We start from the raw sequence: 22,657 nt of genomic DNA on the forward strand, positions 1-22,657 counted from the left end.
CGAACATGTCTGTCTGGATGATCACCGGAGCGGGCCGCGGACTGGGCCTCGAGATCGCACGGGCCGCTCTTCGGGCCGGCGACAGCGTCGCCGTCTGTGCACGCAACACCGACTCCATCCCCGACGACGTCCGCAACCATCCCGACGTCCTCCCGGTGCCCCTCGACGTCACCGACATCGACCAGGTCGACACCGCGGTCGCGTCGACCGTCGAGCGCTTCGGCGCCATCGACGTCCTGGTCAACAATGCCGGCCGCGGCCTCCTCGGCGCGGTGGAAGAGGTCACCGATGCCGAGGCCAGGTCGGTGTTCGACGTCAACGTCTTCGGGCTCCTGAACGCCACTCGTGCGGTCGTACCGCTGATGCGGGCCGCCGGTCGCGGCAAACTCGTGCACATCGGGTCGCGTGGCGGCCTCGAGGGCGAGCCGGGCGTCGCACTCTATTCGGCAACCAAGTTCGCGGTCGCGGGCATCAGCGAATCCCTCGCCGGTGAGCTGGCTGCGTTCGGAATCCAGAGCACCGTCGTCGAACCCGGTGTGTTCCGCACCGACTTCCTCGACGCCAGCTCGCTGCAGCTGCCGGCGAATCAGGTTGCGGCGTACGACGGTACACCCGCCCATGCGACGCTCGAATGGGCCGAGGAGACCAACCACTCCCAGCTCGGCGATCCGGTCAAGGGCGCCGCGTTCATCCACCGGATCGTGTCGTCGGACGATCCACTGCCCCTGCATCTTCCGATCGGCCAGGACGCACTCGACCGACGAGTGGCTATCACCGAACGCATCGAGAAGGAGATCGCGCCGCTACGGGAGGCCTCGGCAGCCACCGCGTGTGACTGACCGACGATCGGCCGGTCAGCGGTCGAGCACCGTGGGCCCGAGGAACTCGCAGACGGTGAGCGCCAGGGCGAGGTCGAGGCGATCGCGGTCGCGCGGTACCTCGGCCAGCGCCTTGCCGACCCGGTACTTCACCGTGTTGCGGTGCAGGTTCAGCCGTTCGGCGGTGTGGAGGTGGCTCTCCTTTGTAGCGAAGTACACCGACAGCGTCTCCCGCAGCATGGCCGCGTTCGGGGTGTCCTCGGCGAGCCCGCCCAACACCTCGTGGACCCAGGCCCGAGTCGAATCCAGCTCTCGTGCAAGCAGTGACACGACGGCCACGCCCCGGTCACCGAAGCCGACGACCTGGCCGGCCGAGCTACCCGGCGCCGTCGCGACCGAGTACGCGGCGCGGGCCTGTTCGTGTGTACGCCGGAATCCGCGGGCACCCGAGGCCGGGAGTCCCCACGCCACCCGGACCCCGGGCGGTACCGACGCCCGCGTGACGCTCTCGTCACCACCTCGAGCCGCCAACGGGATCCAGGCCCAGACGGTCGACCGGTCGATGGCGGTGACGATCGGATCCCCGCCCCCACCGATCTGAACGGCCAGATCCCGTGCGGTGTGGGTGAGTACACCCAACTCGAGCGGATCGTCGTCGGCCGACCACACGATCAACGCGAGATGTCGCCGGTCCAGGCGGTAGCCGGTCTCGCTCTCGAAGTCGCGGTCGTCGGCGTCGAGGCCGTCGAGGAACGCGTGGATGGCGGCCGACTGGACGTTGCCCTCGACGCCCAGCCACCGGCGGCGCTCGTCCTCGTACGCCTCGAACACGTACAGGGTGATCCAGTCGATGTAGCCGAAGAGTACGTCGGAGATGTGCCGGGTCAGGGCCATCGAGTCGTCGGCGTCGAGGTCGAGCTCCTCGACCATCCGGTAGCAGCTGCGCATCACGCTGTTCTGGCCCATGTGGTACGCGCGGACGAGGGAGTTCGACGGGACATCCCGTTGCGCCAGACGCAACGCGTATTCCACTGCCGCAGTGGTCGGTTGGAGATGCTCGACGGGGATGTCGTTGGCCAGGACATGGATGATCGTCGACACGTTGCCGTGGACACTGGCCTCGAGGAGTTCGACGAGTTTGGGGTCGATGTCGAGCTGGTCGATCTCGCGCGCCATCATCGAGCTCAGTTCCGCGACGATCTCGGATTCACTCTCCCGCAACATCTTCGCGACCAGCGCCGCATGTTCGAGAAGTTCGGACCCGGCGGCCGCCGGTACACCGGCCAACCGGTCCCGCGCGGCGTCACCGGCGGCCGTCGACATCGAGCGAAACGAACCCGAACCGGTCATCGGGTCGAACCCACCCGGACATGACGGAGCGCCGACTCCGCGGCGTTGTACCCGCACAACCCGTGCACACCGGCTCCCGGCGGACTGGCCTGCGAGCAGATGTACACACCCGGAACACCTGTCGCATACGGATCGATCGCAAGGCGGGGTCGCAGGACCATCTGCAGCCCGTCGTTGGCGCCGCCGATGATGTCCCCGGCCGCGAAGTTGGCATTGCCCTGGTGCAGGCCCTCGGTTCCCGTGCTCGACGTGGCGACGATGCGGTCTCGGAAGCCCGGCGCGAATCTCTCGATCTGCGCGACGATCCGGTCGGTGGCGTCGCCGTCGAAGCCCTTGGGGACGTGCGCGTAGGCATAGATCGGATTGATACCGCCCGCACTGCGACCGGGGTCGGCGACATACTGCTGACCGAGCAGCACGAAGGGCCGTGACGGCATGACCCCGGTGGCGCGTTGCTTCTCCGTGTACGCGACCTCGTCGAAGCCGCCTCCGAGATGGACGGTTCCGGCCCGCACACAATCCGGATTGGTCCACGGGATGTCGCCGTCGATGGCGAAGTCGACCTTGAACGCCGACGACCCGATGCGATATCGCCGGTAGGAACGGCGAACCCGCGCGGGCATGTCGTCACCGTAGATCGAAAGGACCTGAGCCGGTGACAGATCCAGCAGGACGAGATCGGCGGGCGGGATGTCGGCACGGGAGCTGACACGGACGCCCGTCTCGATCTTGCCGCCCGCGTCGAGCAGCGCGGCCGACACCGCCGCGATGATGGAGCCGGAACCGCCCTCGGCGACCGGCCATCCGTATCGGTGCCCGCTCGCGGCGATCATCAGGCCGAGCGACGCGGTCAACGGCCGGTCGAGGCGGGAGAACAGGTGCGCCGCGATCCCCCCGTAGAGAGCTCGCGCCCGCTCGGTGCGGAACCAGCGGGCCAGCACGGTGGCCGGCAGCACCGCGCGAGGGCCGAAGGCGGCCAGCCGGATCGGGTGTCCGGGAATGTTGACGATCGGCCGGAGCAGGTCCTCGCCCAGATCGTCGAAGTTCTCGGCGAGGTCGGCGAACATCGACCGCCAGCGGGCCCCGTCGTCGCCGAGACCTGCGGCGGTCTCGGCGATCGACTGGTACAGCAGTGCGGCGTCCCCGGAATCGAGCGGGTGGGCGCAGTCGATCTCCGGCCACTTCCACACCAGCCCGTACTTCTCGAGTCCTACCTCGGCCCAGAACGGCGACCCCACACCGAGAGGATGGAACGCCGAACAATGGTCGTGGATGACACCGGGGACCGTCAGTTCGCCGGACCGTGCGCCACCGCCGACCGTGTCGCCGGCTTCCAGCACCTGCACCTGCACCCCGTTGCGGGCGAGGTGAAGGGCGGCGGCGAGCCCGTTGGGCCCGCCGCCGACCACGACAGCAGTGGTCACTGCTGCACCTGATCTGTCGCCGGTAGAGGCGACGCGCCGCTGTCGTTGCGGCGCATCCGCGGTTCACGCACCACCTCAGGATCGGTGACCGCACGGCGAGCGTCAACGTCGAGAGTCCAGTCGACCTCGAACGGGATCGGCCCGTTCGGCAGCCAGGGCTGCTCGTTGATCGCATCGACGACCCGGTAGGTGCCGGTCTCGATGACACCGAGTGCGGCGTCGATCACCTTGAACCGCTGAGTTCCCCTGTGGATCGGCTGGGACTCGATCCAGGCGACGGTGAACTCGCCCGGCGCGAAGTTGCAGCGCCGCTGGAGTGCGGCGATGAGCCGCTCGTCGTGCAGGTGTCCGTCACCGAAGTTGAAGGCCACCAGCGAGTTACAGGAGAACTCCGCCTCCCGCAGAGTATAGGTGTCGATGTCGGAACCGAGATGGCGCATCATCAGCGAGTACAGCGCACGGCCCTGGCTGTGCAGCGAGCGCCAGGCCAGCAGCTGGTGCATCACCACGTCGGCGACCTCCGGCGGGTACGACGCGAGCAACTGCGTGCGGGTGTTCTTGGCAGGTCGCACGACGTGCTGGTCGAGCTTCTCCTCGGCGCCCGGCGCGAAGGCCCAGGTCGCCGACGCCCAGTTGCCGGCGTACTGACGCATCGACGGCAGGAAGGAAACCAGGTCGGGGCGCAGGTTGCCCAGGACCGGGAAGAAGCAGAGGGCTGCGGCGATCAGCACCATCGCCCATGGCATCGACGTGTCGGTGAGGGCGTAGCCGTCCCAGGCCGGGAAGCCGAGGAACAGGAACACCGACGCGTAGGCGAACAGCACGTTCCATTCGAGGGGCACCGCCAGCGGGAACGTCGACAGGATGAAGATGTGGAAGCACACCATCAGCACGACCGCGGCCACGGTGAGCGTCTTGTTGGTGGAGAAGAGCAACACCAGCGGCGTGACGATCTCGACGATGGTGCCGAGCACGTGCCCGACGCCGCCGGCCAGCTTCGACGGGCGCATGTCCTCGGGGAAGTTGCGGTAGTGCGCACGCTTGATGGCCTTGCTGGGCAGCCACGGGGTGTTCGACAGCATCGGCGGGATCACCATCGAGAAGTGGTGGCCCATCTTCGACACACCGGCACCGACCCACACCGAGACGATGAGCAGCTTCAGCGCGAGGATCATGTCCACGAACGGGAGAATCCCGAAGAAGATCAGGGCGGGGAGGTACTGCTCGGAACGACCGGCGATGAAGATGACCTTGTCGCGCAGACCGATCACGACGAGCAGCGCGATCAGCGGGTACATGAGCATGGGGTTCACCAGGCCCTGGTTGTCACCCATCGCGGCGTCGAGCGAGCTCGACGTGACACCCGGGAGCACGATCGCGACAACCAGGTTCGCGAGGATGAGCGCGTAGACGGCGATGTCGAACGGGGTCCGTGAGTCGCCCTTGGTGAACGGCACCTTGCCGGGCCACGGTGGGAGCCGGATGGTCTTGGGCCGCAGCCAATACAGGACGCCGCCGGTCATCGGCTTGAAGTGACCGGCCAGCGGACCCCACGAGCCGCCGATGCCGAGGATCTCCACCAGCACCGTCCACAGGATCGCCTTCTGGTAGACGATGGGTTGGTTCCACCACTCGGAGACGTGCAGCGGGTTGAGCCCGGATGTCACGGTCGCGAGCGTCATCCCCACGCCGACGTAGAAGACGAAGACCTTCGCCAGATAGATGATGTGGACCATCTTCGGCGTGCCGAATCCGTAGTCGGCCCAGTGAGCCCCGAGTGTTCGGATTCGGTCGAAGAAGGGTCTCTGGAGAAAGGTCTCCGGGTCCACTTGGGGGAAATCCGGTTGGGTGAGTCCCATTGCGGTGCACTCCTTTTGGTGGTAGTTGACTTGCGCTCGGGCGCCTCGGCGGCCGAGCGCACGGGGGGTCGCCTCGCCGGCCGGCACGGCTGCGAGGTGTGGATCGTCTGCGGGGTCGTCTCAGATGGGTTGGGGACTGCGCAACTCGCTGCGCAGGGTTGGCTTGTCGATCTTGCCGACGGGGTTCCGCGGCAAAGCTTCGACAACGTGAATCACACTGGGCTGCTTGATCTTCGCGAGCCGATCGGCGAGATGGCCGGCGAGCTCGCCGGCAGATGGATCCCGGTCCGGGTAGGCGACCACGAAGGCGACGGGCAGCTCACCGTAGAGCTCGTCGGGAGCGCCGACGACGGCGCATTCGAGAACGTCGGGATGGGTGGCGAGTGCGTTCTCGATCTCCTTCGGGTAGATGTTCTCGCCGCCGCGGATGATCATGTCCTTGATCCGGTCGACGAGGGTCAGGTAACCGTCGGAGTCGAGGCGGCCGACGTCACCGGTGTGCAACCGGCCGTCGACGATGGTCGAGGTGGTGGCGTCGGGTCGATTCAGGTAGCCGCGCATGACATTCGGTCCGCTGATGACGACCTCGCCGGTCTCACCGGCCGGCACCTGGGCACCTTCGGCGTCGACGATGGCGATGTGCTGGCCGGGAAGCGCGGGCCCGACCGTGCCGAGTTTCCGCACCCCTTCGATCGGATTGCAGGCCGACGCGCACGTCCCCTCGGTCAGCCCGTAACCCTCGACGATCGGGATGCCGAAGGCCTGTTCGACCCGGTCGAGCAGTTCCTTGGAGATCGGGGCCGCCCCGCAGACCGCGAATCGCAGCGAACCGACCGCGGCCGGGGTGAGACCGGGCTGCGAGACGAGGAGCGCGTAGATGGTCGGGACAGCGGAGAAGTACGTCGGCCTCAGTCGCGCGACGTCGTCGAAGAATCGGCTCGGCGAGAACTTGCCGGTGATGCTCAGCTGCCCACCGACGAGCATCGGCGCCAGGAAGCTGACGCAGATGGCGTTCACGTGGAACAGGGGCAGCACGAGGAGGGCATGATCCCGCTCGGTCAGCGAGAAGTGCTGCGCCATGGCCGATCCCATGTAGTTCAGATTTCCGTGACAGAGGCGCACACCCTTGGGCCGGCCGGTCGAGCCGGACGTGTAGATGAGCAGGGCGTCGTCGTCGAAGCTCGGCGCGACCGGCGGTCGCCAGCCCGCATCCGGCGACGTGGCGAGCTCGTCGACGGGGAGGAAGCCGCGGTCGGGATCGGTCCCGCCCGCAGTGACCCCGACCACGAGGCGCGCGCCGGAATCCGCGAGCTGATACTCGGCCTCGTCGGGCGTGAAGGCCGGATTCACCGGGGTGGCGATCGCACCGAGCCGCCAGGCGGCCATCAGGGTGATCAGCAGTTCGACCCGATTGGGCAGGAAGGTCGCCACCACATCACCCCGGCCGACGCCTCGCGCGGCGAACTGCTCGGCCGCGGCTTCGACACGCTCGGCGAAGTTGACATAGTCGAGAGCGGTCGCGTCGTCGCGAACGCACGGTGCGTCGCCACGCGTCGTCAGGTCCCAGGCGAAGTAGGAACTGGTCACGGGTAGGCCCTCCATACAGTTGCGATCCGGCCGGGCAGTTGTGCTCCGGCGTGTGATCCAGAACACTAAGCAACCGCAAGGTGATCTGGAACGGCCTCGGAGGCCAGACTTGGGAGGGGCGTTTGTGCTCGGCGCACAAACTGGTGTGACTTCAGGACAGGGCTCGCGACGCATCCGCGGAGGGCGACATCGGTACTCTGACGGTGCTCCGCCGCACGGGGGCCACCGTTCCCACCCGCGACTCCCGCCGCCGCCCGCCGAGGAAGCCACCGATGACCGCGATCGCCGATCTCGAGGCCTCGCTGTCGGAGCGGGAGCGCGCGATCCTGACCGAGCGCGCCTACTCGGCCACACCACGCACCCAGGCCGAGGTCGCAGAGCTCCTGGGGATCTCCCGCGAGCGGGTCACCCAGATGGAACGCTCCGTTCGGCAGCGGCTCGTGGAAGTCATCGAGGCGACACCGGCACTGGCAGCACTGTCGGCGACGATCGGCCGTCGGGCAGCACCGGTCGCCGACGTCGCCGCGCTCATGACCGACCACCCGGACGCCGGCGCCCCGTTCGGTGATGCGGGTGTCCCGTGCTGGCGGGTGGTCGCCGCCGCGTCCGGCCTGCGGGTCACCGAGGACTGGATCATCCGCGGACCGCTCCGGAACGTCGCCGAGACCACCAGGGCGATAGTGGCCGAGGCGACGCCCGGCGACGGGATCGCACCCGTGGCGCCGATCGCCGGGCGTCTCCGACTCTCACCCGATGCGACCGAACGCTGGTTGCGACGCACCGGCTTCGAGATCCTGCGCGGGAAGGCATCCGGCCATGCGGTCTCCGCGACGGCGTCGACCGGTGATCTCTTCACCGGTGCGCTCGCAGCCGCCGGGGAACCGCTGGGCTTCGACGAGATCGTCGACGCGACAGCGCCGTTGCCGCGCGCCGAGGCGAGCATCCGCAATGTGCTGGCGTCCGACGCCCGCATCGTCAAGACCGACCGCACCCGCTACGGACTCGAGCGATGGAACCTCCCGCGGTACGAGCCGGTGCGCGTCCAGATCGGCGCCATCGTGGCCGAACGCGGCGGATCGGCGCCGATCGAGGACATCATCGCGACCATTCGGGACCGCTACGACATCAGTCCGGCGAGCATCCGGTCCTATGCCGGCGCAGGCGAATACCAGACGCGCGAGGGCATCGTCACGCGGCGCGAGCGAGCGGTCCGCCCCCGTCGATCTCCAGGTCGGACGCGCGGGCTCTACCGCGACGGCGAGGTGGTGCATTGGGCGACGGCCGTCACCGCTGCCCAGTGCCGCGGAACCGGATTCAACATCCCCAGCGCGCTGGCCGGGCTCCTGGGCGTCGGACCCGGGTCACCGGTGACACTCGAGTCTCCCCTCGGCCCACAGACATTCACGTGGGCGTCGGTGCAGGCACGTTCGGGTTCCATCAAACGCTTCACCGACGCCCTCGGACTGGAATCCGGCACGCCGGTGTTCCTGGATTTCGGACCCGGCTCCTTCGACGTGCGCCGGGCGAGGATCGGCGACTCCCGGAGTACGGCTGCGGACGTTCTGGTCCGACTCGGTCGACGACCCACCCGGATCTCCACGAATCGCCTCCTGCAGATAGCGGTCGAATCCCTCTGGTTGCCTCCGGGTTCCAGTCGCGAGGATGTTCTGGAACTCGTACGGTTGCGGAAGGAGCCCACGCTCGCGGACCTGCTCGACGAAGCACTCGGCTGAGGCCACACGGCTTCGCGCAGATCGTCCAGAGAGCCGTGGGCCGCGCTCGGCACCGACAGCGGCTCACCCGCCTTGTCCACACATCCTCATCATGTGTCGCGACTTCCCTTGCACAACAACGCTTCTCACGGAATCCGCGGCGATCCGCAACGGCCGGCACCGAAGGTGCTCGCAACACCTTGTGGAGGTTAGGCTACCTTCACTACGCCCATATGTGTCAACCCCTTACATAGCTTTTCACTAATCAGCTTCTTAGGGTACGTTCACCACGTTCACGATCCTGCCGCAGTTTGTCGGGCCATCCCACTGCGATGAGTTCTCGATGCATGCGACAACCCCATCCGGGGAGATGAATGAGGAGAACACGCACATGACACACCCATCCCTGAGGACGATCGGGATATCCGCGGTCGTCGGCGGCTCGGTGACGACCGCCCTGCTCGCCGGCGCCGCCGCCGCAGGCGCGGACGCCTTCACCCGATTGCCGAACGGCACCGCTTCCGGCGACGGCATCCGCATCGTCCGTTCCGAGGAGACCGCGCGGGTCTCCCCGTCGATGGCCGCCAACGGCACCTCGCGGACCACTTGGGTGAGCGGCCAGATCACCTTGTACGCACCCCATCTCAAGCCCTCGAAGGCCGGCCCCAGCGCTGGTGCGGCCGGCGAGTCCGAGCTCCCGGGCAGCAACGGGACAGCGACCAACGGGGCGGCCGCCACCCTGTCGACCGGCTACATCGTCGGCTGCCAGGTGAACGTCAAGGGACTGCAGGGCGGGCTGTCCGGCTCCCTGACACCCACCGCGCCTTCCGTGTCGGGAACCCTCACCGTCCCGCTGGCGGCGGGCGAGGTCAAGTTCGTTCCGTTGGGCACCAAGAACATCGAGAAGCCGGGTACCTATCACCTGGGTTACGACAATGCGCAGATCGATGTGCAGGATTGCGCCGGTTACGCGCAAGCGCGCGCGTTCACCACCATCGAGACCACCGGCGAGGTGCATCAGAAGGTGAACCTGTATGGCAAGCCCTTCTCCATCGGATGACCGCAAAACATTTGTTCCGCAACCCGACTCGTCGAATCGAGGCCTCCATGACCGTCAGCAAGTGCCGTAGCCCGCGCGTCCGTCGCATCGTCGCATCCGCATTGGCGCTCGCCTGTGCGACGGCCGGTCCCGCGATGGTGGGTGCGCCGGCCAGCGCCGACACCACCGTCCGCCTTCCCGGACAGACCGTCACCAAGAAGCTGAAAGACGGTACGGCGGTGACCATCACCCGCAGCAACGAATCGGCCCGCATCAACCCGTCCTTGGGCGGTACTCCCCTGCACCGGAACGCCTGGGTCTCCGGCAAGTACGTCGTGAGCACCTCCGACAAGTCCGCGCAGATCGGTGTCGGCTCGGGCTACATCGTCGGCTGTCAGCTGACGCTCGGCGGCAACTCGAACAGCAGGTCGGGCGGTTCGGCACCGCAGTACGACCTCCAGAGCACCTCGATGACCGCCGAGACCGGCGCCGGAGTGACCCTGGGCCCGGGCCAGGCGGTCAACTATGTGATCACCGACCGCGAGTACAAGGACGCCTTCGGCGCGGCCGGACATTCGTCCTCGATCAACTTCGCCGGCGGCAAAGGCACATTGGCCTATACCGACGAGACCATGATGGTGAACGGCTGTGCCGGCTACGCACAGGCACGCTCCTACGCCAAGATCAGCGTCTCCACCGAACGGGCCTCACAGACGATCACCGTCTACGGCAAGCCGTTCAGCCTGGGCTGACCGGCAGTTCCACCGAACACGTGGCCTCCCGCGCATCGCCGCGGGAGGCCATTCGTACGTCTTCGCAGACGCCGACATCAACGCTCGACGCCGTCCAGGAACTCACCGATCGCCGCGGCGAGACGATCCGGGGCCTCGAGCGCGACGTGATGCCCGACCCCGTCGAACTCGATCGCGGACGGCGGTCCGTCCGAGATCTGGGCGAGCGTCTGAGCGGTGAACGCTCCGCCGGAGGTTCCGACCGCGAGCATCGGCATGGTCAGCGGCACGGCAGCCCTCCTCCGGAACTCGTCGCCCTCGGCAAGCATGGACCGGTACAGACCCGCCGCCCCGCGCCAACCACCGTGTCGGGAGTACACCCGGACGAACTCGTCGAGATCCTCCTCGCCGATCGACCCGGGGACGGTCGTCATCGTCGGAAAAGCCCACTCCCCGAGAACTTCCCGCTCCCGGCCGGCGAAGAGCAGGTCGGCTATGCCCGGCGCGGCCAACGTGCCGATGTGCCACGAACCACCGTGGGTGACGTCCCCGAATCCCTCCAGGCCGAACCCGGCCAGTCCCATCTCGACCGCGATCAGAGTACGCACGAGACCGGGATTCGCCGTGGCGAGCCGATAGACCGCGCCACCTGAAATATCCTGTCCCAGAACGTGTACCGAATCCACATCGAGATGCCGGATGAGCTGATGCAGATCTTCTGCCGCCGTCGCACTGTCGAAATCGTCATCCGCGATCGCGGAATCCCCGAAGCCACGGAGATCGACGGCGAAGACCCGATGGTTCGCCGCCAGCAACGGGATCAGTTCATGGAACGTCCACCACGATTCCGGGAAGCCATGGACCAGCAGCACGGGTGAACCACCACTTCCCGCCGAAACATAGTGCAGCACCGTTCCGTTCACGTGCGCGAGGTGATGTTCGACGCCGGGAACGGTTGCCCTGATCGGACTGCGCGTGTCGGTACTCATGACCACTCCTCATGATTGTCAACCTGGTTGTCAAATGACAGTAGGGGCATGACAACCAGGTTGTCAATAGAGGCGGTGCGCAGTAGCCTCGCGACGTGGATGTTTCCCATGGTGCGCAGTTCGCGCGGATGCTGGTCGAGACCTTCGAGGCGATGACGCGCGAGGTCGTCGAGGACTTGACGCAGGCCGGGCATGCGGGCCTCACGGTGTCGAATGAGCTCGCCATGGAGGCCATCGACAACGGGGCGGGCAACGCCGCTTCCCTGGCGCGTCGCCTCGGCGTCTCCCGTCAGGCCGCCGCCAAGACCATCACGACCCTCGAGGGCCTGGGTTACATCGAACGCGCCGCCGACGCGGACGACGCCCGCCGCAAGAGCCTGAGAATCACCGCTCGAGGACGGGAGGCGATCGCGATCGGGAGCGCAGCCTTCGAGCGGATCCGCGTGCGATGGGAGACGGCGGTCGGCGCAGACCGGGCCGCCGAGACCGAAGACGCCCTCCGGACACTGCGGGACGACATCGCCGGCAGCTGACGACACAGCATCCGAGAAGCAAGATGGCCCCCGTCTACACGACGGGGGCCATCTCTGGCGGTGGCGGAGGGATTTGAACCCTCGGTACGGGGTTACCGCACACAGCATTTCGAGTGCTGCACCTTCGGCCGCTCGGACACGCCACCGCGAAAGACTGTACCGCAGCAGGGCGGTGAGTCTTAAATCAGCTGGTCAGAGCGATAAAACGGGTGCAGCGGGCCGCCTAGTTGCCGGTCAGCTTGTCCTTGACGTCGTCGACCTTGCCCTTCACGGCGTCGGCGGCGTCGGCGATCTTCTGCTTACCCTGGGCCTGGGCCTGATCGCCCTTGCCCTCGTTCTTCAGATCCTGGTCGTCGGTGAGGCTGCCGGCGGCTTCCTTGCCGCGGCCCTTCAGCTCTTCGGCTTTGTTCTTGGCGTCGTCAGTGGTTCCCATGAAGCCTCCTCGATGAGGTTCGGCGCGGCCGGATGCCGGCCGAGGTGGAAGAACTCGGCGACCGATCACGCGCCGGTGGCTCGACGCGAGCGTCGCCATGCAGGAGCTGACTCCTGTGTTCCACCGTGCCACAGCCGCTCCCTGCCCTGCAGGACCGCAGGTCAGAGGGCGGATCAGCGGTTGTTGAACTTCTGGGCCACCTCGGTGAACTTGTCCTTGGCCGTGGTGACGACCTCCTGGACCTTCTCGTTCTCGGCGAGTTCGCTCAGCTTGTCCTTCGCGGTGCCGAGCGCATCCTGGACCTGCTTGCTCTCGACGAGCTCGTCGATCTTGTCGCGGGCGGTGCCCAGTGCCTCCTGCACCTTGCCGCTCTCGGCCAACTCGTTGATCTTGGCCTTGGCGGTGTCGAAGGCTGCGGTGACCTTGTCGGCCGGGTCGGACATGGCTACTCCTCGAGGATCGGGGTCAGGACTTCGTGTCCAATCTGCCAGAGCAGCGCCGCACCGACCATCGGTCGTGACCCTGAGATCTCACCGATCTTTTGTCCCCGCACCCCCGACGGCCCGGTTCAGCGGTCCCGTCGCGAGGCGAAGAAATCGACCATCAGCGTCCGGCACTCGGCCTCGAGGACGCCGCCCTTCACCTGGGGGCGGTGCGTGAGCCGTGGGTCGCGCACGACGTCCCACAGGGACCCCACGGCCCCGGTCTTGGGTTCCCACGCCCCGAACACCAACGCGTCGACGCGGGACAGCGTGATGGCGCCGGCACACATCGTGCACGGCTCGACGGTCACCGCGATCGTGCAGCCGGGGAGTCGCCACCCGTCGCCGAACGCCCGGGCGGCGGCGCGCAGGGCGAGCACTTCGGCGTGAGCGGTCGGGTCACCGTCGGCTTCGCGACGGTTGGCCGCGCGCGCGAGTTCGACACCCTCGGGGTCGAAGACCACGGCACCGATCGGGACGTCGTCGGTTCCCGACGACGACGCGGCTTCGAGCGCCGCGCGGACCATGTTCTCCCAGGCGGGGGCACTCATCGTGCGTCGACGCCGGTCAGTGGCCGAGCGAGTCGAGAACCTTGCCCAGTTCGTCGGCGAAGCCGAGTCGGGCGGCGATCATGCCGAGCTGTTCGTCGGCGTAGAGGTCGGTGTCGCCGACGATGACGCTCATGACCGCGTCGGGCAAGCCCAGGTCGGCGAGAACCGCGAGGTCACCTTCCTCCCACGGGTCGACGGTGTCGAGCTCATCCGGGTCGATGTCGGGTACGTCGAGGTTCAGTGCGTCGAGAACATCGGCTGCGACGTCGTAGTCGATCGCCGCGGTCGCGTCGGAGAGCAGCAGTCGCGCGCCCGCCGGCGCGGGACGGACGACGATGAAGAACTCGTCGTCGACGTCGAGCAGACCGAAGACCGCACCGGCGGAACGGAGCTCGAGCAGTTGTCGCTCGGCGTCCTCGAGATCGGAGAGCGCAGACGGCTTCAGCGCAGTGACTTTCCAGCCACTCTCGTCGCGCACCACCGCAACGGCGAAACCGTCGATGTCGTCGTCCACGTCCTGCGCGTTCGACCCCGACTTCCCAAATCCGGCACCGGCCATGCAGCAAACCGTAGCCGCTATCACCGCTCGTCCCAAGTCCCGGACTGGTGAGATCAAGGTGTGGGCGGTGATCGAGGTATGGGAACGTTGTCAGCGTGACTGCTGACTCGTCGTCCTCACCTTCCGCGCCCACGACGCCGGTGTGCGTGCTGGGGCTGGGGCTGATCGGCGGCTCGCTGTTACGGGTCCTGCACGACGCCGGGCACGACGCGTTCGGCTACAACCGGTCGTCGGCGACCGTCGACGCGGCGACCGCCGACGGGTACCGGGCGTCGACGGATCTCGTCGCCACACTGCGTCGCGCCGCCGAGACGGACGCGGTGGTCGTGCTGGCGACGCCGGTGACGACCATCGAACCCATCGTGTCGGACATCTCCGAACACGCACCGGGGGTCCTGCTGACCGACGTCATCAGCGTCAAGCAGGAAGTCGAGAAGGTGATCGCGCGGGCGCATCCCGGTGCTCGCTACGTCGGCGGGCATCCGATGGCCGGGACGAGCCGATCCGGCTGGTCGGCGACCGACCCGACCCTGTTCCGGGGTGCGATGTGGGCGGTCACGACGACCGATCACACCGACGCCGACGACTGGCTGGCGGTCGCGTCGATCGCACGGCTGGCGGGTGCGCAGGTGGTGCCCGTGGCGCCCGATGCGCACGACCGCGCCGTCGCGGCGATCTCACACATGCCGCACCTGACCGCGGCCGCGACCGCGGCGGTGGGCGCCGGCGAGAGCGACCTCGCCCTGCGTCTGGCCGCCGGCAGTTTCCGCGACGGCACCCGGGTCGCCGGAACCGCACCCGCGCTGCAGCGGGCGATGATCGAGGCCAACGGAACCGCCGTCCTGAACGTGCTCAGCGAGACCATCGACCGGCTGATCGCCGCACGCGACGAACTGCGTGATCACGGGACCGCGGAGATCCTGGTCGACGACGGCCATCGCGCACGGTCGGCGTACGAGCGACTGCACGAGGGCAGCCCGGAGCCCATCAGCGGCGTGGCGATCGGCGAGCCGGGCTGGCAGGAAGAACTCCGCCGCCAGGCCCACCAGGGCCGGGTCTGGGTGGGCTAGAGCTCCGACGAGGTCGGGTGGCTACACCCGGCGGGCGAGTCCCGGATAGTCGGTGACGAACCCGTTGTCGTCGAGCGTGATGGTCGTGGTGGCCAGCGGGGACACCAGGTCGATGCCGTCGGCGGTGGCGGTGTAGGACATCGTGGCCGGCTTCATCTCACCGCTGGGCAGGTAGACGTACATCACCGGCACATCGACGGTGCCGTCCGCCGGGGCGAGCCGGCGGCGGCGCAACGGCAGGGCGTTGAACATGGGCGAGAGAGCGAGATCGACGTCCTCGGCTCCCTCGAAGTCCGACTGGATGACCTCGCCGTCGGGCCGGCGGACCAGCCAGGTTCCCTCGTTGTCGCGGGTGATGCCGAACTGGGTCTCGCCGTCCTCGCGGATCAGATGCACGGTGAGGCGCTTGGTCACACCCGTATCCGTGGTCTGCAACTCGTACGACGCGGAGAACGCCTCGTGGTCGTCGGTCGCGGCGGCGATGATCCGGCCGTAGGCCTTCAGGCGTGCGCCGGAGACGACCAGGCGCACCTGTTCGAGTCGATCGGTGTCCTCGCCACGCCACGTCAGCACTGTCTTGAACTCGTCCGTGGCGGCGGAGGACCGCCCGCTCTCGGGGGCTGTCTGCGGGGAACTCACACGACTACGGTAGCGAGCCGACCGCCCGATCACACATCGGACGGGCTGGTCACCTCACCCGGTGGACCACCATCGAGACGCCGGTCACCGCCGGGTCAGGCGATACAGGAGGCGGTGCGTCGGGGAGACGACGCCGTCACCGTGTCCTCCACGACCACCTTGCCGTCGACGGTGATCGAACACTTGGCGCCGCTCCCGGTCCCCGCGATCACCAGGAGGCGCAGGGGGTTGTCCCCACCGGTGAACTCGACGCTCCACGGATTGGACGGCGCGAACTCGGAGCGCAGACCCATCGAATCGACATAGAGGATGGTGGCCTGGCCGTCGATGGCGACGTCGTAGGTCACCGGCTTGTCCTGCGGGTTGACGCGCTCGTCGGGGCCGCCGGGCGCGGTCTGGCCGGGACCGTCCGGGGTCAGCCGCGGCGGTTCGAAGGTGCGCGGGAGCGGGACGGTGTCGATGGTGGTCGGCGGGTCGGCGAGCGGCGGCTCGGTGGGCTCGTTACGGAACATCCCGCTGAACCCGACGATCGCGACGGCCACCAGCACGACGAGGCCGAGACACACGATCAGCGACGACGTCGAGACCTTCGTGATGCGCGACTCGTCGCCCGGCCCGTCCGACGATGCGGCCTCGGCACGGGCCTCCTCGCGCGCGGCATGCTCGGCGATCCGGAGTTCGGTGTTCGTGGGCTGCCCGGGGGTGAAGAGGGCCGTACCGTCCGGGGCATAGCCGAGCGGCGGGTACAGCCGCGGAGACACCGGCGTCTGCCCATACGGGTCGTCGCCACGGTCCCGCGGATCGCGGGCGTCGCGGTTCGGCCCGCCGTACGGCTGTCCCATCGTCGGCCTCCGGTCGAAGTGTCGTCTGTCTTCGACCTTACGGCGGGTGTCCATGCACCTGACCGCGCCAGGTCCCCAATCGCAGGTCGGGCGGCCGGCGAGGCGTTCCGGAACCGGTTGAACGAATGAGATCTACAGACGACTCTCGAGGCGGGCGGAGAGGGCGGCCGGCACGAGGATGAGCAATTCCATGCGGAGGATCGTCGCAGGCAGATGCCGGACTCGCCTGGTCTGAGTCCACAGATCGACCGACGCCGTGCTGCCGCCCCTACCCCCAGTACATGGGGGCGGCAGCCCCCTGACAGACCCCACCGAAGTCGTTCACCAGGTGAACTGAAAACACTTTCACATATCTGGAAACGCTGTGCAACAGATGGGGCGTCCGCGGGTTGTTCTTCCCTCTTCACCATAAGCGGTGGACGGGGCCTTGCCGCAAGACCCCCCTCAGGGTGCAGAATCGCCTTCCCACCTGCCCGAAGACCCCACGCGCACCGCACCATCGGAACCACCGGAGGCCACTTGCCGCTGTCGTCCGCCCCTGCTGCCCACACACCGAACAGCCTCTTCAACCTGCCGTCCCGACTGTCCGCCAAAGCCGACCCGGATCTCACCCACGAGGACGACCGTCACTTCGCGGCGATCGCCATGAGCCTCACCCGCTCCGTCGCCGAGGCCGACACCCGGATCGAGACGCTCCGCCGGTCCGACGGCGGAGGAGGACGACGAGCGCTCGACCGTGATCTGGAGATCCACCAGACCCTGTCCCGCGTGCGCGCTCTGCAGCGCTTCAGCCTCGAGGCGTGCCTCGGTCGTATCGTCGGCGCCGACGGTGACGTGCTCTACATCGGCCGTCTCGGCCTGACTGGTTCCGACGGCGCGACCCTTCTCGTCGACTGGCGTACGCCCCTCGCTGCGCCGTTCTTCGCCGCCACGCTGCGTGACCCCGCGGGCCTGGTGAGTCGACGCCGCTACCGATGGACGCGAGGACGCGTCACCGATTACTGGGACGAGGTGTTCGTCGACGACCCGGCGGTCCTCGGGCGGCATGCCACGCTCGACGACCAGTCGGCGTTCATCGCCGACCTCGGTGCCGTCCGTTCCCCGAGGATGCGGGACGTGCTGGGCACGATCGCCGCCGACCAGGACGCGATCATCCGCGCCGGTTCCCGTGGCGCGCTGGTCGTGGACGGCGGCCCCGGGACGGGCAAGACGGTGGTGGCCCTGCATCGGGCGGCCTATCTGGTGTACGCCGACCCCCGGCTCGCCGGCAATCGCGGAGGGCTCCTCGTCGTCGGCCCGCACCGCCCGTATCTCGCCTATGTCGCCGATGTGCTGCCGAGCCTCGGCGAGGACAGTATGCAGACCTGCACGCTCTCCGACCTTGTCGCCGAAGGCGTCTCGGCGAGAACGGAACCCGATGACGACGTCGCACGACTGAAGTCGTCGGCGCTGATGGTCGAGGCCGTCGAGCCGGCGGTGGCGTTCTACGAGCAACCACCGACGACGCCGTTCGTCGTCGAAACCCCTTGGGCAGAGATCACTCTCACCGCAGCAGAGTGGGCGGAGGCGTTCGATGTCCCCGAGCCGGGTACGCCGCACAACGACGGCCGTGACGAGGTGTGGGAGGAACTCGTCTCGATCATCGCCGCAAAGCATGACGACGACGTCCCGTTCGGGGCACTGCGTCGTGCTCTGGCCGCCGACCGGGAACTCACGTCGGCGTTCAACCGCGCATGGCCGGTTCTGCAACCTGCAGAGGTCGTCGGCGACCTGTGGTCGGTGCCCGCATACCTGCGCCGGTGCGCCCCGTGGCTGACCCCGGCCCAGGTGCGGACGCTGCAGCGCGATGTTCCCGAGGCCTGGACCGATGCCGACCTCCCGCTCCTCGACGCCGCGCGACGCCGGATCGGGGATCCCGAAGCCGCCCTTCGCAGACGCCGGCGACGAGCGACCCTCGACGCCGAACACGAGCGGATGAGTCAGGTGGTCGACGATCTCATCGCCGCCGAGGTGCACGACGACGGCGAGGGCCTGATGACCATGCTCCGCGGCGAGGATCTGCGCAACACGCTCGACGACGGCGTTGTCGCCGATGACGGCACCCCGGACCGTCTGGCGGGCCCGTTCGCGCACATCGTCGTCGACGAGGCGCAGGAGCTGACCGACGCGCAGTGGCAGATGCTCCTGCACCGCTGCCCGTCGAAGAGCTTCACAGTGGTCGGCGACCGCGCGCAGGCCCGCCACGGGTTCGGCGAGTCGTGGTCGGAGAGGTTGCTACGGGTCGGGTTCGGCGACGTCACCATGGCCGGATTGACGATCAACTACCGCACACCCGAGGAGATCATGAGCGAGGCGGAACCCGTCATCCGCGCCGCGCTACCCGACACGAACGTCCCGACCTCTGTGCGACGCACGGGAATTCCCGTCCGGCACGGACACCGATCCGATCTCGCCGACGTGGTGGACCGCTGGTTGGCCGAGCACGCCGAGGGCACGGTCTGTGTGATCGGAGAACCGCACTTCGAGGGGCGGGCGCGGGTCCGGTCACTGACCCCGACTCTCGCCAAGGGGCTCGAGTTCGACCTCGTGGTGCTCGTCGATCCGGAGTCCTTCGGGAACGGTATCGAAGGCGCGGTCGACCGGTATGTGGCGATGACGCGCGCGACACGGGAGCTGATCCTGCTCGGGTGAGGCGCAGACGAAGAAACCCGCCACTGTGAACCGGTGGCGGGTTTCTGTCTGTGCGCCCGTAGGGATTCGAACCCCAAACCTTCTGCTAGAGAGCGGGGCTATCGCGGGCTATCCCAATAGCGCTCGGGAGACCCGCTCAGCTGCAGCGACGGCTGACTCGACAATCACGCCGATAGACTGAGATACCCGGTGATATCCACCGAAAACGGTGACTATTCGGTGACCGGGGTCGGAACCGTCCGATCGCCCGTCAACTCCCGAGACTGACCGTCGCTGTCGTAATCTGTCTGTCAGTGGCGGGTGAGAACATTCCGGAACAGCAGGAAACAGACAGGAGGCGACCCGTTGACTGCAGATCACGCCGACGACCAGCGGGTCGCACTCGTTGCTCTCGTTCAGTCGCGGCCGGCCGGGCTCTCGTATCCCGAGCTTACGGCCGAGATCATCGAGGCAGGCGATGCGCTGACAGTGTGGGAGCGTCACTACCCGACGGGCCTGTTCGACAACGCCGATGCCGAGAGGCTGCTCGCGGAGGCTCGCGTCACCCTGCGCGAGTGGGAGGCGGGGCCGTTCACTCTGCACACGTTGTTCGATGCGAGCTATCCCGAGCAAGTGCGATCGGTTCGCCAGATGCCTCCGCTGCTGTTCACGCAAGGCGAGGTCGCGGCCGATGATCGCGCAGTGTCCGTAGTGGGTTCGCGCCGGGCGAGTGCTCGCGGCCTGCAGTTCGCCGAGCGGGTCGCGCAATTGCTAACCGATTACGAACTGACCGTCGTCGCTGGACTCGCCGAGGGCATCGACACGGCAGCCCACACAGCCGCACTGCGCGCAGGCGGACGGACGGTCGCCGTTCTCGGGAACGGCCTCGACTACTTCTACCCGCGATCGAACCGCGACCTGCAGTCCGAGATCGGACAGCGCGGAATGTTGCTGTCGCAGTTCGTTCCCGGCTTCGCGCCGACCAAGTGGTCATTTCCTGCTCGCAACGCGGTGATGAGCGCCTACGGTATCGCGACCGTGATCGTGGAGGCTGGCGAGCACAGCGGCACGCGGATTCAGGCTCGCGAGGCCGTCGCACATGGCCGCGCGGTGGTGCTGAGCGAGTCCGTCGCACTCGCAACGTCGTGGGGAGCCGCGCTGGTGGGCCAGCCAGGCGTGCATGTTGCTCGCACACCTGACGAAGCACTGCGTCATGTGGAGCAGGTCGTCGAACTCGACGAACAGGTCACGGAACTCTTGGCGTCCGTTGGTTGATGCGGATACTGCGGCCAAGCTATCCGCGGTCGTCACGGGCAGGGTCGGCGGGTTCCTGCGAAACGTATACGCGATTGGTCATGCGGGAACGTGCGACGTCTGCCGGGCACCTGCAGCTGGCTCAGTTTGCGGTCAGTGCCGCACAATGCGGGCGACGCTCGACGGCGCGACGTGTGACCACACGCTCACGTTCACCTATGCGCAGGGAGAGCACGCGTCCGGCATCCACCAGAGCGTTCACCTCATGCAGTCGTACAAGGCCACGCCTCCCGATCCCCGCTCGATGGACAACCTGCGTCTAATCATCAACGTCGGCACGCTGCTGCATGGTGACTGTATTCGGCTGGAACTTGGGCACCTGTGGGACTCGGTGACCTACGTCCCGTCCTCACGCGGACGGTCGGGCGATCATCCCGTTCGGAACCTGGCCCGAGCCGTAAGCCAGGTTGCTAATCCTGAGGCGGGTGTGGAGCGATTTCTGTTGAGCCTCGGCCCTGGATATTCGCCCGGCTGCTCGCATGTACCTCGCCGTGACCGGTTCGCAGTCCCGTCGGAGTGGCAGAGTGCGGTCCGCGGCAGGCACGTCCTTGTTGTCGATGACACGTGGACCACCGGCGCGAGCATTCAGTCGGCAGCGGCTGCACTGAAACTCGCGGGCGCACAGAGCGTTACCGGACTATGCGCAGCCCGGTGGTTGAAGTGGAGTTGGTCCGATCACGCCGAGCTGTTGGGTACGTGCACGTCGGACTACAACGCGTTGCGGTGCATGGTTCGGAAGGGTCGCTGTCTGGTGGGCCACAAGCCATGACGTGTCCGGCGATGAGCGTCCACGCGTACGTCGACGGTGACGTGCCGGCGCCATCTGGTGCATCGCTGTTCGAGCAGGCGGCGAGCGAATGACGCTGCACGTCGTCCTCGATGGCGGTGCGCCGTGGTGGCAGAACTGGCTGCCGGTCCTTGGCTCATGCGTGGTCGCCGGCGCGACGCTCGTCGGCGTGCTGATCAGCGCTGGCCGTACCCGCGAGGTATTCGTGGGGCAGCGGGCCGAGGCGCGTCGGGATCGGCAGCGGACGATCGTTGCTGACCTGATCGTCGCGGCGCGGGCGCACTCGGCTCTCGCACAGGTGTCGATCATGGCGATGGCGGTCACACGGTCAGAGACAACGCGAATTGATCGCCGATCGAGACCGGGCGCTGCTACACGCCCAAATCGAAATCCTCGACCCTGCCCTACGATCCCACATCGGCAAGGTAGCGGCCGCGGTCGAGGCGTCACGCGGCAAGCACACGGCGACCGTCGTCGATCGGAAAGCCTCGGAGGACGAACGGATACGCGCAGCGGCGCGGCAGTCAGTATGTCTGGAAGCCATCACGACCGCGTGCGACGCGCTGTTCGCCGAGTCCGTCGGGGTGTTGCCGGTTCACCTGAGCGACGAGCAGACCGGACGCAAATCCAAGACGACGCGATGACCGGGCCGGATTCGGCGACATCTACCGCGCGTCGGGACATTCTCAGGACACTGCGAGGGTGTCGCGCGTCGGGCGTGCAGATGCCGTTACCGTTCCGGCATGGATTGGGGCACGTTGTCGTCGTGGATCGCTGCCGGCATCTCGTTCGCGTCGCTCGCCGGGGTCGTCGGGCGTGCGTGGTGGAACCGTTCGACGGTCGACTGGGAGTTCGCCGGCGAGGTCACGCCAGCGCAGGGCGGTTTGCGGTTCTCGGGCACCGTGAGCAACTTCGGTGACGGTCCGGCGCACCGGGTGGTCGTCTACGTCCACCGACCGGGCAGTGACGCAGAGCGGATCGGGTTCGTGGCGTTCATCGAGCCGGGTAGTGCTGTGGAGTGGTCGACGGTTCTCACGGTCGACGATCTCGACGGCGATGCCACGCTCTCGGTCGGGTGGACACCGCCGCCGATTCGCCGACGGTCTGAGGTCGAGTCGGCGCGGTGGGCGATGGTCACCGCGGCATGTTGGTCGACTGACGCCGAGATCCTGCGGGCCGCGATGGGAAACCGACGGCGCCATGTCGCCGAGCACGGTGCCGGGCATCGCGAGGCGTGGATGCCCGACACGGAGTGGGACAAGGACTGA

The 22,657-nt window shown here is 67.6% G+C and carries 22 protein-coding genes and 1 tRNA gene; 10 read left to right on the plus strand and 13 right to left on the minus strand.

From position 1 onward, the window contains the following. The first annotated feature begins 5 nt into the window (after window positions 1-5). Window positions 6-839, plus strand: a complete 834-nt coding sequence (locus tag BLU62_RS22250; protein ID WP_074853129.1) for an SDR family NAD(P)-dependent oxidoreductase — start codon at window positions 6-8, stop codon at window positions 837-839. A gap of 15 nt (window positions 840-854) precedes the next feature. Here BLU62_RS22250 and BLU62_RS22255 read toward each other — a convergent pair whose 3' ends face one another. From BLU62_RS22255 to BLU62_RS22270, 4 genes are all read right to left on the minus strand, one after another. Next, window positions 855-2,168 carry a PucR family transcriptional regulator gene (locus BLU62_RS22255; RefSeq protein WP_099047877.1) on the minus strand — a complete coding sequence of 438 codons (1,314 nt, stop codon included), beginning with the start codon at window positions 2,166-2,168 and terminating at the stop codon, window positions 855-857. Beyond that, window positions 2,165-3,592 carry a phytoene desaturase family protein gene (locus BLU62_RS22260; RefSeq protein WP_074852109.1) on the minus strand — a complete coding sequence of 476 codons (1,428 nt, stop codon included), beginning with the start codon at window positions 3,590-3,592 and terminating at the stop codon, window positions 2,165-2,167. Before BLU62_RS22260 ends, BLU62_RS22255 begins: the two co-directional genes overlap by 4 nt. Continuing rightward, window positions 3,589-5,451, minus strand: coding sequence for a DUF3556 domain-containing protein (locus tag BLU62_RS22265; RefSeq protein ID WP_074852110.1), 1,863 nt, complete (start codon window positions 5,449-5,451; stop codon window positions 3,589-3,591). Before BLU62_RS22265 ends, BLU62_RS22260 begins: the two co-directional genes overlap by 4 nt. Before the next feature lie 120 nt (window positions 5,452-5,571). Next, window positions 5,572-7,038, minus strand: a complete 1,467-nt coding sequence (locus tag BLU62_RS22270; RefSeq protein ID WP_084811862.1) for a class I adenylate-forming enzyme family protein — start codon at window positions 7,036-7,038, stop codon at window positions 5,572-5,574. A gap of 272 nt (window positions 7,039-7,310) precedes the next feature. On the opposite strand from BLU62_RS22270, the gene BLU62_RS22275 reads away from it, so the two are divergent. The 3 genes from BLU62_RS22275 (at window position 7,311) to BLU62_RS22285 (ending at window position 10,541) form a co-directional block, all read left to right on the plus strand. Beyond that, a complete protein-coding gene (locus BLU62_RS22275; protein WP_074852112.1) occupies window positions 7,311-8,771 on the plus strand; it encodes a sigma factor-like helix-turn-helix DNA-binding protein in 1,461 nt (486 codons plus the stop codon). A gap of 370 nt (window positions 8,772-9,141) precedes the next feature. Continuing rightward, entirely contained in the window at window positions 9,142-9,810 is a 669-nt protein-coding gene (locus BLU62_RS22280; protein ID WP_074853134.1) for an MspA family porin, read from the plus strand. Further along, a complete protein-coding gene (locus BLU62_RS22285; RefSeq protein ID WP_244278287.1) occupies window positions 9,807-10,541 on the plus strand; it encodes an MspA family porin in 735 nt (244 codons plus the stop codon). Before BLU62_RS22280 ends, BLU62_RS22285 begins: the two co-directional genes overlap by 4 nt. Before the next feature lie 77 nt (window positions 10,542-10,618). Here the strand turns inward: BLU62_RS22285 and BLU62_RS22290 are convergent, their stop codons facing one another. Then, a complete protein-coding gene (locus tag BLU62_RS22290; protein ID WP_074853136.1) occupies window positions 10,619-11,509 on the minus strand; it encodes an alpha/beta fold hydrolase in 891 nt (296 codons plus the stop codon). A 95-nt stretch (window positions 11,510-11,604) separates the two neighbouring features. On the opposite strand from BLU62_RS22290, the gene BLU62_RS22295 reads away from it, so the two are divergent. Further along, window positions 11,605-12,042, plus strand: coding sequence for a MarR family transcriptional regulator (locus BLU62_RS22295; protein ID WP_074852114.1), 438 nt, complete (start codon window positions 11,605-11,607; stop codon window positions 12,040-12,042). Between the two features lie 55 nt (window positions 12,043-12,097). On the opposite strand, the gene BLU62_RS22300 is transcribed toward BLU62_RS22295, so the two are convergent. The 5 genes from BLU62_RS22300 to BLU62_RS22320 form a co-directional block, all read right to left on the minus strand. Beyond that, window positions 12,098-12,188: transfer RNA gene (locus BLU62_RS22300), tRNA-Ser, on the minus strand. Between the two features lie 77 nt (window positions 12,189-12,265). After that, entirely contained in the window at window positions 12,266-12,475 is a 210-nt protein-coding gene (locus tag BLU62_RS22305) for a CsbD family protein (RefSeq protein WP_074852115.1), read from the minus strand. 173 nt (window positions 12,476-12,648) lie between these two features. Next, window positions 12,649-12,918: a hypothetical protein gene (locus tag BLU62_RS22310; RefSeq protein WP_074852116.1), complete on the minus strand. Its 270-nt coding sequence runs from the start codon at window positions 12,916-12,918 to the stop codon at window positions 12,649-12,651. Window positions 12,919-13,043: 125 nt separating this feature from the next. After that, on the minus strand, window positions 13,044-13,508 hold the full coding sequence (locus BLU62_RS22315; protein ID WP_208863657.1) for a nucleoside deaminase: 465 nt from the start codon (window positions 13,506-13,508) through the stop codon (window positions 13,044-13,046). 16 nt (window positions 13,509-13,524) lie between these two features. Continuing rightward, complete coding sequence (locus BLU62_RS22320) at window positions 13,525-14,067, minus strand: tRNA adenosine deaminase-associated protein (RefSeq protein WP_074852117.1); 543 nt, start codon at window positions 14,065-14,067, stop codon at window positions 13,525-13,527. A gap of 95 nt (window positions 14,068-14,162) precedes the next feature. Between BLU62_RS22320 and BLU62_RS22325 the strand changes: the two genes are divergently transcribed. After that, a complete protein-coding gene (locus BLU62_RS22325) occupies window positions 14,163-15,137 on the plus strand; it encodes a prephenate dehydrogenase (RefSeq protein ID WP_074852118.1) in 975 nt (324 codons plus the stop codon). Window positions 15,138-15,158: 21 nt separating this feature from the next. On the opposite strand, the gene BLU62_RS22330 is transcribed toward BLU62_RS22325, so the two are convergent. Both BLU62_RS22330 and BLU62_RS22335 read right to left on the minus strand, forming a co-directional pair. After that, on the minus strand, window positions 15,159-15,809 hold the full coding sequence (locus BLU62_RS22330; RefSeq protein ID WP_074852119.1) for a putative glycolipid-binding domain-containing protein: 651 nt from the start codon (window positions 15,807-15,809) through the stop codon (window positions 15,159-15,161). Between the two features lie 62 nt (window positions 15,810-15,871). Continuing rightward, the gene (locus BLU62_RS22335; RefSeq protein ID WP_074852120.1) at window positions 15,872-16,618 is read right to left on the minus strand and encodes a hypothetical protein; all 747 of its coding nucleotides are present in this window, start codon (window positions 16,616-16,618) and stop codon (window positions 15,872-15,874) included. Between the two features lie 519 nt (window positions 16,619-17,137). On the opposite strand from BLU62_RS22335, the gene helR reads away from it, so the two are divergent. Next, complete coding sequence (helR, locus tag BLU62_RS22340; protein ID WP_074852121.1) at window positions 17,138-19,309, plus strand: RNA polymerase recycling motor ATPase HelR; 2,172 nt, start codon at window positions 17,138-17,140, stop codon at window positions 19,307-19,309. Between the two features lie 345 nt (window positions 19,310-19,654). Beyond that, entirely contained in the window at window positions 19,655-20,563 is a 909-nt protein-coding gene (locus BLU62_RS22345; protein WP_074852122.1) for a DNA-processing protein DprA, read from the plus strand. 962 nt (window positions 20,564-21,525) lie between these two features. On the opposite strand, the gene BLU62_RS32960 is transcribed toward BLU62_RS22345, so the two are convergent. Further along, window positions 21,526-21,672, minus strand: a complete 147-nt coding sequence (locus BLU62_RS32960) for a hypothetical protein (RefSeq protein WP_159441576.1) — start codon at window positions 21,670-21,672, stop codon at window positions 21,526-21,528. A 61-nt stretch (window positions 21,673-21,733) separates the two neighbouring features. Between BLU62_RS32960 and BLU62_RS22355 the strand changes: the two genes are divergently transcribed. Together BLU62_RS22355 and BLU62_RS22360 are read left to right on the plus strand one after the other, a co-directional pair. Continuing rightward, window positions 21,734-22,033, plus strand: a complete 300-nt coding sequence (locus tag BLU62_RS22355; protein WP_074852124.1) for a hypothetical protein — start codon at window positions 21,734-21,736, stop codon at window positions 22,031-22,033. A 99-nt stretch (window positions 22,034-22,132) separates the two neighbouring features. Then, the gene (locus BLU62_RS22360) at window positions 22,133-22,657 is read left to right on the plus strand and encodes a hypothetical protein (RefSeq protein WP_074852125.1); all 525 of its coding nucleotides are present in this window, start codon (window positions 22,133-22,135) and stop codon (window positions 22,655-22,657) included.

Origin of the sequence: Gordonia westfalica (genome assembly GCF_900105725.1) — a bacterium.
Lineage (GTDB): Bacteria > Actinomycetota > Actinomycetes > Mycobacteriales > Mycobacteriaceae > Gordonia > Gordonia westfalica.

Coding starts and splice junctions, on each gene's coding strand:
- BLU62_RS22250 (WP_074853129.1), top strand. CDS start 6: ATGTCTGTCTGGATGATCACCGGAGCGGGCCGCGGACTGGGCCTCGAG.
- BLU62_RS22255 (WP_099047877.1), bottom strand. CDS start 2,168: ATGACCGGTTCGGGTTCGTTTCGCTCGATGTCGACGGCCGCCGGTGAC.
- BLU62_RS22265 (WP_074852110.1), bottom strand. CDS start 5,451: ATGGGACTCACCCAACCGGATTTCCCCCAAGTGGACCCGGAGACCTTT.
- BLU62_RS22275 (WP_074852112.1), top strand. CDS start 7,311: ATGACCGCGATCGCCGATCTCGAGGCCTCGCTGTCGGAGCGGGAGCGC.
- BLU62_RS22280 (WP_074853134.1), top strand. CDS start 9,142: ATGACACACCCATCCCTGAGGACGATCGGGATATCCGCGGTCGTCGGC.
- BLU62_RS22285 (WP_244278287.1), top strand. CDS start 9,807: ATGACCGCAAAACATTTGTTCCGCAACCCGACTCGTCGAATCGAGGCC.
- BLU62_RS22290 (WP_074853136.1), bottom strand. CDS start 11,509: ATGAGTACCGACACGCGCAGTCCGATCAGGGCAACCGTTCCCGGCGTC.
- BLU62_RS22305 (WP_074852115.1), bottom strand. CDS start 12,475: ATGGGAACCACTGACGACGCCAAGAACAAAGCCGAAGAGCTGAAGGGC.
- BLU62_RS22310 (WP_074852116.1), bottom strand. CDS start 12,918: ATGTCCGACCCGGCCGACAAGGTCACCGCAGCCTTCGACACCGCCAAG.
- BLU62_RS22315 (WP_208863657.1), bottom strand. CDS start 13,508: ATGAGTGCCCCCGCCTGGGAGAACATGGTCCGCGCGGCGCTCGAAGCC.
- BLU62_RS22320 (WP_074852117.1), bottom strand. CDS start 14,067: ATGGCCGGTGCCGGATTTGGGAAGTCGGGGTCGAACGCGCAGGACGTG.
- BLU62_RS22335 (WP_074852120.1), bottom strand. CDS start 16,618: ATGGGACAGCCGTACGGCGGGCCGAACCGCGACGCCCGCGATCCGCGG.
- BLU62_RS22360 (WP_074852125.1), top strand. CDS start 22,133: ATGGATTGGGGCACGTTGTCGTCGTGGATCGCTGCCGGCATCTCGTTC.